This window comes from Mesorhizobium sp. CNPSo 4670 (assembly GCF_057784235.1).
In genome coordinates, this window is the sequence record NZ_JBWJFQ010000017.1 from 140,336 (window position 1) to 148,519 (window position 8,184).

The window sequence follows — 8,184 nt, forward strand, 5'->3', positions numbered from 1 at the left end:
CACGACGCGATTAACGCTTTATGAGCCTTTGGCGGCTCAGCGCAAATGTTTGTACCGTGCCGCAAGACGGGTATGCCCATATCTCAGCCCATGACACCGCCTATGCCGTGCTCCATCGGGTTGTTCATCGAGCGGGCAGCAGTTGTCACGACCGCAAGATCGCAGACCGGTATGAAGAGCAAGCATTGCTGGCCATCTGTTCTTATTCTGCGACCAGCCGAGGCGACCGCCGGGCCAAGGCCGACTACCTATTGACCGTTGAGGCACGGGGCGAACTCGACCTGGAAGAGCATATGCAGGCCATCCTGCACTCCATCATGCAGGGCTGATCGGCGCCGGTCGACGCTGAAGCGAACTTCCGCTTCTGGCCCCCAAACCGGATCTGCTTCTGCCGCGACGTGAACGGCAGCTGTGCGCCGATATCGGCCGTTGAGGATGCCTTTGCCACCGCCTGAAAGCGGACGTTAGCGGCGACCACGCTGGAGGTCGCGGTTGCGCACAAGCGGAAATCCTGGCGCGCGTCCCGGATCCATCAATTGCCTTTGATTTTGGACAGCGCGTCCTTTGCGTAAACGCCAAGCAGAGCTTCATTCTGGAGTGCCACGATCGCAGGTATCGCAGCTCGTGCCGGAGGCCCGATCTTTCCCAACGCCTCGATGGCCTCTCGGCGGAGATATTCAACCTTAAGCGCTTCAACCAGAGCCGGTACGGCTTGTGCTGCCGCTGGTCCAAACCAGCCTAGTCGCCTCGTTGCGTATAGCTGGGAAAGGGGATCGCCGGTCCTAAGCTCTGCTTCCAGGCTTGCAACGGTGACGTCCAGGGGCAGCGCAGCGAGACGGAGACCGTCATACAGGCGCTCCCGGATGCTTGCGTGTTCATCATCCCATTTGAACGAGAGGTGTAAGGTGTCGGGAAGGTCTTCGAGTCGTTTCTGATCTACACCCGGTCGGAACTTCAGTAGCATTTGTCTCGCTTCTTCCCGGCGGCCGAGCTGCGCCAGCACGGAACTGAAAGGTAGAAAGAGCGCAGTTGCGTCTGGGTTTCGCCTGACGCCTTCTCCGAACACCTCAGCCGCTTGTTTCAGATCGCCCATTGCAAAAAGCGCCAATCCACGAGCGAGAACGTAGTGGCTTGGATAGTTCGGGTTGAGTCGCATGGCGGTCGCGACGAAATTCAGCGCCTCGGCAGGTTCACCTGAGATCGTCAGCGCCCAAGCCGTTGCGATGTGTGCCTCGGGGTCGTTGGGATCCGATGCAATCGCTCGACCGGCATTCCTGCGAGCATCTTCGGCCAGACCTTCATCAACGTCCCGCAATGCCTCGACCGTATAAGACAGTGAAGTTGGATATTTCTTGGCCAGCTCAACGTAATCGCGAGCTCCCCACCAGAAATATGCTTCGTCCCTGCCGAGTTCTTTACCCCAGAGTGAGTCAACGACGCGGAAGTAGGCCAGCGCCAGGGCGGCATAAGCTCGTCCATATTCGGGATCAAGTTCGGTTGCTTTTTTCAAGGAAGTGATGGCGGCAGCTGTGTCCTTTGCGTTGTAATGGAGATAAAGGCTCCAACCCTCTTCGAAAGCTTCCTTGGCTGCAACGTTGTCCGGCTTGGCGCGGGCAATTTCCGTTTTTTCGGTGGTGGTCAGATTGACCTTCAACGCTTCGACGATCTTTGCGACAAAAACGTCCTGGACCGCAAAAATATCGGCGACGTTTCCATCGAACCTGTCTGCCCACACATGCCCGCCGGTGAGGGCATCGATGAGCTGGGCGTTGACTCGCACCTGCTCGCCAGCTCGCTGTACGCTCCCCCCGAGAACGTAACGCACGCCAAGTTCTTCGGCGACCTGGCGGATTTTTACCGGCTTGCCGCGGTAAACGAATGTCGAGTTTCGCGCGATCACGAAGAGGCCGGAAACCTTGGAAAGGTCGGTGATCAAGTCATCGGTCATGCCGTCAGCAAAGGTCTCTTGCCCCGCCTCGTCGGACATGTTGGTGAACGGGAGCACGGCGACTGACGGCTTATCGGGCAGCGGCAACGCCATTTTCGATTGCGAGGCCACGTCAGTGGGTCGAACGAGATCGTCGCCAAAGCGCTGCCAACGCGCCAGCCCCGCGACGATCAGAATCAATACTGTGGCCGCGACTGCGATCCAGCGCCGCGTGCCGTTAGGTTTGCGACTTCCTGAGATAACCAGGGTGCGCGGGCCCACTCGATAGAGGCGAACGGGCTTCTCGATGTTCTTGACACGCTGTTCGCCCAAAAACTCGAACCCGCAGTCCAGTTTCCTCTCTACCTGATCAAATGCTGTTCCCGAAATCAACACGCCTCCCGGCGGCGCCAACCCTTCGAGCCTCGCCGCCACATTCACCCCATCACCGTAGATGTCCGCCCCTTCGATGATGACGTCGCCAAGGTTGATGCCAATGCGGAATTCGAGCTGTTTTTCTTTAGGCAGTTCGGCATTGCACTCTGCCATGGAGCGCTGGATTTCGACGGCGCAGGCGACTGCATCAACAACGCTCGGGAACTCTACCAGCGCACCATCACCCATGAGCTTGACGACACGCCCATTGCGAGCTGCTATTTTCGGATCGATTAGGCTCTCGCGCGTGCTCTTCAGGCGCGCCAATGTACCGGCTTCATCCGCTTCCATAAGGCGGCTGTAGCCAACGACGTCGGTGGCAAGAATCGCTGCAAGCTTGCGCTGCATGCCAGCTCCAGACGCGTGGGGCACGCTCGCTGTCATGATAGGCGAGTTTTGCCCCTGAGCCTAGGGCTGCTCAGGTCGGCTACGGGTCAGTTCGCGACCTCGGTCCCCGGAGTTTATGGCTACAAAAGGTGACGGTCAGGCTCCCGCCCCAATCCGGTCATCCGATGTGGGTCTTGGCGACCTTTCCGAGCCGTGAGAGCAGCGCGCCGTTTAATTAGCCACAACATTAAATGTTTAGTCCCGGTATTTGCTGAAGCGGATCAAGCTTGAAGCGTTCTGGCTGTGCAGCCCATGTCTTGCAAATGAACTCGTAGGGCGTGAGGCCCTTGAGGGACTTGAGCCTGCGGGCGAAGTTGTACGCAGCGACGAAGTCGGTGAGGTGCTGCCGGAGCTGATCGTGGTTCTCATAGTAGTCGTGCACGCTCGCTGGCAGAAGCTGTGCCTCATCGATCTTCCAGGGCCGAAATTCCTTGCTCATAACCCAGCAAGGAATCAGACTCGCCCCCTCTTGACCAGTCACTACTCAGTCAGGCTCCTAGTCGCGGCTATTTGGGCCTCCATCCGATTGACAAGCGCGACATAACGGGGATGAGAGCGGAGCGAGTCGAGGTCGCTATCCTGGCGCATCCAAGGCATGCGCAAAATGAGGTAAGCATGTGATGCAGTTAGCTGACGTTCCAGGCAATCGATAGCCTGCTCCGTCTTGCCCAGCTTCGCATAAAAACAGCCTATGTTGTACTGAACCGCAATGTTGTCTCCGGCGAACATTTCAGCACGGGAGGCCCACGACAGCGCGCGTTCAATCTCGCCAATTTCCGCCAGCATTGCGGCGCCGTAACATAGCGCGGTGGCATTGTCGGGATGCGCTTTGACTTCCTTTTCCACACCCAGCACACCTTGCCTTGCTGCTTCCTTGGCGTCGTCGCTGCGGCCAAGTGAAACATAGACCATCACTAGATTGGTCCAGAACCGATAGTCATCGGGTGACAACGATACGGCACGCTCGTACAGAGCGGCAGCTTTCTCGTATTGACCTTGAATGAAACAATTCCGGCCGTAAGCGAAATAGGTATCGGAAGAACTGGCGTCTAACTCTAAAGCTCGCTCGAACTCCACTTCCGCCTCGGCATACCGGCCATTTACGAACAAGGCCCCGCCGCGTGATGCGTGGGCGTCGGCGAGACCTGGCTCAAGTTCCAGCGCCCGTGTGCTGTTGGAAAGGACTGCCTCGAAGCAGGCGTCGGGATCGTTGCAAGTCAACAGAAGCCACTCACAATCAGCCAAAGCGGCATAAGCGCGCGCATAATTTGGGTCAATTTCAACAGCTCTGGCAAACAGTCGCTGCGCTGTTTTGATAAACTTGGTCTCGACTCCCCTATTGAGGAACGACCTGCCCATCAACAGCGTCTCGTAAGCCTCTGGGTTGTCGGTCGAGCGGTTTGTAATTGTCGCCAGTTCTTCGGGCAACAGCTTCACTTTGAGCACGTCGACAATGCTTTTGGATATCTCGTCCTGAAGGGCAAAGATATCGTCCAGCGTCCGGTCATACCGCTCGGCCCAGATATGGTCACCGCCACGACCATTGATTAGCTGAGCCGTGATACGCACTCGCCCTCCAGCCTTGCGTACACTTCCTTCCAGGACGTAGGCGACATTCAGCTTCTTCGCCACCTCCTCGATCAATACCGCCTTGCCCTTGAAGGTAAAGACGGTATTGCGCGCGACGACGGAGAGTCCGGACGCTTTCGAAAGGTCGGTGATAATGTCCTCGGTGATGCCGTCGGAAAAGTACTCCTGCTCGGGATCGCCGCTCATATTCGCAAAGGGCAGGACCGCAATCGAGGGTTTTTTCGGGAGTGCAGCCGCGGGTTGCGCCGCACGTCTGCCGGTCCCGCCTGTTCCGGCGCGATAAACCCGCACTGGCTTTGCAATGTTCTTGAGTGTGTGCTCGCCCAGATCATCGAACGCCAATGCCAGCTTGCCGGTGACATGATCGTGCACGGAGGCGGAGACGTAGATGCCGCCGGGCTCAGCCAGACCCTCCAGCCGCGCGGCCACGTTGACACCGTCGCCATAGAGATCACTGCCCTCGACGATGACGTCGCCCAGATTGATGCCGATACGCAGGACGATGCGGTAGGCCTCCGCCACGCTCTCGTTGGCCCCGGCAAAACCCCTCTGTAATTCGACGGCGCATTGGACGGCATCAACCGCACTGCCAAATTCCACCAGCACACCGTCGCCCATCACCTTGACCACGCGGCCGTGGTGCTGGGCAACCAATGGAACCAGAACATCGCGCCGCCGCGCTTTGAGAGCGGCCAGTGTGCCAGCCTCGTCGTGCTCCATGAGGCGCGAAAAGCCAACCACATCGGCAGCCAGAATCGCGGCAAGGCGGCGTTGGGTTCGAATCTCGGCCATGCGAGTTGAATACTTTCAGAAAACCCAGCATCTGGGAATGTATTGGTAATCTGGCGTGGAGTCTATCCAGCCCGACTTCCGCGATGGGTCAATCGCGTCGATTTTGCGATATCCGCCGTAGATCCGGTTTAACCCCAACAGCGGACATTTCCGAACCCGCTCGGCCCTTGATGAACTGAAAGGCTCACGGCGACTACTTCCATTCCTCAATCCTATCAATAGCGGTCGTATGCGCGAACTGCGGGATGCGGCGGAGCACGCGAGTGGGGTATCGCGCGGGCTTCTTGTGCATCAAAACCACTATGACCAGCATGTTAACCTGCGAGCGGCAGTCAGCGATCTATCGCTGCAGTAGCCCGCCCAAACCCTCGACACCGAATGATTGAACGCGCCGCCAAGCAGGACGTAGGCGTTGCCGCATTTGACCGTAGGTGACCCCTCAAGCGATGCCGCGTGATTTGGTGCGCTGGTAGAGATAGCGGTGCGAAAATCGTTCGCCGCAACCAACCCCTCCGCCGCTCGTTGACCCTATGCTGGTTGATCCCAGCACTCCATAACCTTGCCCGCTGCCGAAAGGTGGCGGGCTTTTTGTGCCCTAGGGAACCTGTTGCAGAGAGTGAAGTTTTGATCCTGCTCGGCCTCACTCCCCGAGCACCCACACAATTTCCCGCCATCGTTTCCCGGTGGCGGGCTCTTTTTGTATTTTAGTTGCAACTAATGTTTCCGCAGAAAGTTACCTCTCTGCCAGCTAGTGTCCCTCTGCTGGCGTCTTCGGAGCCCGTCACCTTTTACCCAAGGTGGCGGGCTTTTTGTGCGCAGGAACGGAACCTGTTGCAGAAGATGAAGTTCTGATCCTGCTTGGTCCCCTCAACCAGGCAGACAGAAAGCAAGGGTCCGTCACGGCTTCCTCCGTGGCGGGCTTTTGCGTTTCAGGTGCTCAGTTTACCCCGGAGTTCGCGGAAGACTTGGCACCAAAAGCGACAGTCCGATCTGCGACCGTCGAAATGGGCTTCAAGCGCGCAGTGCGCAACAGCAGTCACAGCGTCCGACCCATACACCTCGATCGCCGCTCGAACGGCGCGGCTCGGGTCAGCTAGTTCTGCCACGGTCAACACCGGAAACCCTTCTCCTATATCGGTAGGCATTCGAAGGCCTCCTCTACAACGCGCCATCGCAACCTAACACGACGGACCGCTGGTCGGGCAGGCATGTCGCCATCATCCGTTGGTTGGTCGCCGTGGCGTCGGCCCAGGAGCTTGGTCAACGGGAAGGAACTTTCAGTTCGTCTAAAATTTTTCGGAACTATTTCAGCTCATGCTAATTTAAGCGCGATCTGTGAGAGTTCCATGCATGCGTTTGAAGTTCGTCGCGCCCTTGATGCCGACCCTTGTTGAGCAGCCTCCAGAAGGCGATGGATGGATTCACGAGGTCAAGTTCGACGGCTACCGCTCGCAGCTCATCATCGACGAAGACGGCACCAGGATCTACACGCGCAACGGACACGACTGGACGGCGAAGTATCGCGACCTTGTGAAAGAGGCGGAAACGCTCGGAGCCGAAAGCGCCATCGTCGATGGCGAGATCATCGTGCTCAACGATGCCGGCCTGTCGGACTTCGGCGAGCTCCGCAAGGCGATCACGCGCCGGCAACACGACCTCTATTTCGTCGCCTTCGATCTGCTCCACCTCAACGGCCACGATCTGCGCGATATGGCGCTGGAGGAACGACGTGAGATCCTCGCCGGGATGATCGAGCCCGGCGGGCGTATCCAGTTCAGCGAAGCTCTGCCGGGCGAAGCCAAGGCCATCTTTCACCTGCTGGACCAGGCCGGACTTGAGGGCATGGTGTCGAAGCGCCGCGACAGCAAATACCGCAGCGGCCCGTCGACAAACTGGCTAAAGGCCAAATGCTACTCGATCGACGAATATGAATTGCTCGGCGTCGAGCGCGAAGCAGGCAAACCGGCGTTTGCGCTGATGGCGGATCGTGCGACCGGGAGATATGTCGGTTCGGCCTTCATCAACGCTCGCAGCGCTCACCGGACGCATCGCATCTAGACTGCACGCTCCAGCAGCCTGATGGTTGGCTCACTACGATGTTCGGTATGGGTGCGGTCGATGCCTTCTACGGTGATCGCGAACGTCCCGTTCTCTATCCTTCCTATCCAGCCTTTGGCTTTTAGATACCAAAGATGAAACTCCAGATGTTCACGCGGGCAGTCGGCCAGGCGCTCGAGTTCTGTATCGCCAATGCCGGGATTGTTGACGTCTTTTCGACGCTTGACATAAAGGAGCGAGAGCACTTTGGCCTGAATGACGGCATCCCGTTCGATGCCTTTGGTGTTGCTGGCTTCCGCGCTCAACTCGCGGCGAATGTTCAAATGCTCTTTATACTCGACGTGGTACTGCGCGCGCTTGACCGGATCTTTGAGCGTATTGTGGGCATCTATGATTTCACTGAAGCGGGATTCGTCGCCGGTGTCCCGGTTGTCGGGATGGTAGCGCATGGCAAAATAACGAAATATCCGTTCTATCGTTTCCGAGTTGGCGTTCGGACTGATTTCCAGAAGTTCATAGTAATCAACGAACAAATCGATGCTCCCACAAGATCGCTTCGGGCTATTAGTACCGGCAGCCCCGCCGCTCTCCCACGCATCTAGGCATAGAAGCACCCGCCGAACAGAGCGGCAAGTTGATCGTTAATAAAGGGTTAATGGCATTTCCGGCCGATTGGCAGCCGATGCCGCCCGGCTACCGGCAAGAGGCCGAGCAGGCTTGGTTGCGGTGGCACGCGGCCACAGGCAGTTATCCACAGGTAGTCCACAGCCGTCGGCGACAGGCAATCCCTTAACGACAAAGCGAGCCTTCCCGATTTAATATTACATTGGGCTTGGTGAGGCTCGCTTCACCCAAGCACCCCTGCACCGGTCATTTCAGCGTCGATAATCGGGAATTGTCAGATTGGATGCTGCACGCATTAGCTTCGAGGCCAGACAACGGGCGGACTCCGTTGCACCGCCGCCCAGATTTGATCCTTTCTGGGCTAGTGTGGC

Annotated in this window: 6 protein-coding genes and 1 pseudogene; 2 read left to right on the forward strand and 5 right to left on the reverse strand. The window is 57.9% G+C overall.

The annotated features are described in order from the left end of the window. Positions 1–20: 20 nt before the first annotated feature. The gene (locus AC0ZT5_RS25325; protein WP_488498663.1) at positions 21–329 is read left to right on the forward strand and encodes a hypothetical protein; all 309 of its coding nucleotides are present in this window, start codon (positions 21–23) and stop codon (positions 327–329) included. Between the two features lie 203 nt (positions 330–532). Here the strand turns inward: AC0ZT5_RS25325 and AC0ZT5_RS25330 are convergent, their stop codons facing one another. From AC0ZT5_RS25330 to AC0ZT5_RS25345, 4 genes and pseudogenes are all read right to left on the reverse strand, one after another. Further along, positions 533–2,710: an adenylate/guanylate cyclase domain-containing protein gene (locus AC0ZT5_RS25330; RefSeq protein WP_488498664.1), complete on the reverse strand. Its 2,178-nt coding sequence runs from the start codon at positions 2,708–2,710 to the stop codon at positions 533–535. 226 nt (positions 2,711–2,936) lie between these two features. Continuing rightward, positions 2,937–3,122, reverse strand: a pseudogene (locus AC0ZT5_RS25335) (IS3 family transposase); the annotation flags it as partial. Between the two features lie 107 nt (positions 3,123–3,229). After that, positions 3,230–5,131: a tetratricopeptide repeat protein gene (locus tag AC0ZT5_RS25340; RefSeq protein ID WP_488498665.1), complete on the reverse strand. Its 1,902-nt coding sequence runs from the start codon at positions 5,129–5,131 to the stop codon at positions 3,230–3,232. Positions 5,132–6,060: 929 nt separating this feature from the next. After that, entirely contained in the window at positions 6,061–6,303 is a 243-nt protein-coding gene (locus tag AC0ZT5_RS25345; RefSeq protein WP_488498666.1) for a hypothetical protein, read from the reverse strand. A 178-nt stretch (positions 6,304–6,481) separates the two neighbouring features. Here AC0ZT5_RS25345 and AC0ZT5_RS25350 point away from each other — a divergent pair, with 178 nt between their 5' ends. Next, positions 6,482–7,189: an ATP-dependent DNA ligase gene (locus AC0ZT5_RS25350; RefSeq protein ID WP_488498667.1), complete on the forward strand. Its 708-nt coding sequence runs from the start codon at positions 6,482–6,484 to the stop codon at positions 7,187–7,189. Here AC0ZT5_RS25350 and AC0ZT5_RS25355 read toward each other — a convergent pair. Further along, complete coding sequence (locus AC0ZT5_RS25355; protein WP_488498668.1) at positions 7,186–7,722, reverse strand: DnaJ domain-containing protein; 537 nt, start codon at positions 7,720–7,722, stop codon at positions 7,186–7,188. The two genes, AC0ZT5_RS25350 and AC0ZT5_RS25355, sit on opposite strands and share 4 nt — an antisense overlap. Positions 7,723–8,184 lie beyond the last annotated feature (462 nt).

Coding starts and splice junctions, on each gene's coding strand:
- AC0ZT5_RS25340 (WP_488498665.1), bottom strand. CDS start 5,131: ATGGCCGAGATTCGAACCCAACGCCGCCTTGCCGCGATTCTGGCTGCC.
- AC0ZT5_RS25350 (WP_488498667.1), top strand. CDS start 6,482: ATGCGTTTGAAGTTCGTCGCGCCCTTGATGCCGACCCTTGTTGAGCAG.
- AC0ZT5_RS25325 (WP_488498663.1), top strand. CDS start 21: ATGAGCCTTTGGCGGCTCAGCGCAAATGTTTGTACCGTGCCGCAAGAC.
- AC0ZT5_RS25345 (WP_488498666.1), bottom strand. CDS start 6,303: ATGGCGCGTTGTAGAGGAGGCCTTCGAATGCCTACCGATATAGGAGAA.
- AC0ZT5_RS25330 (WP_488498664.1), bottom strand. CDS start 2,710: ATGCAGCGCAAGCTTGCAGCGATTCTTGCCACCGACGTCGTTGGCTAC.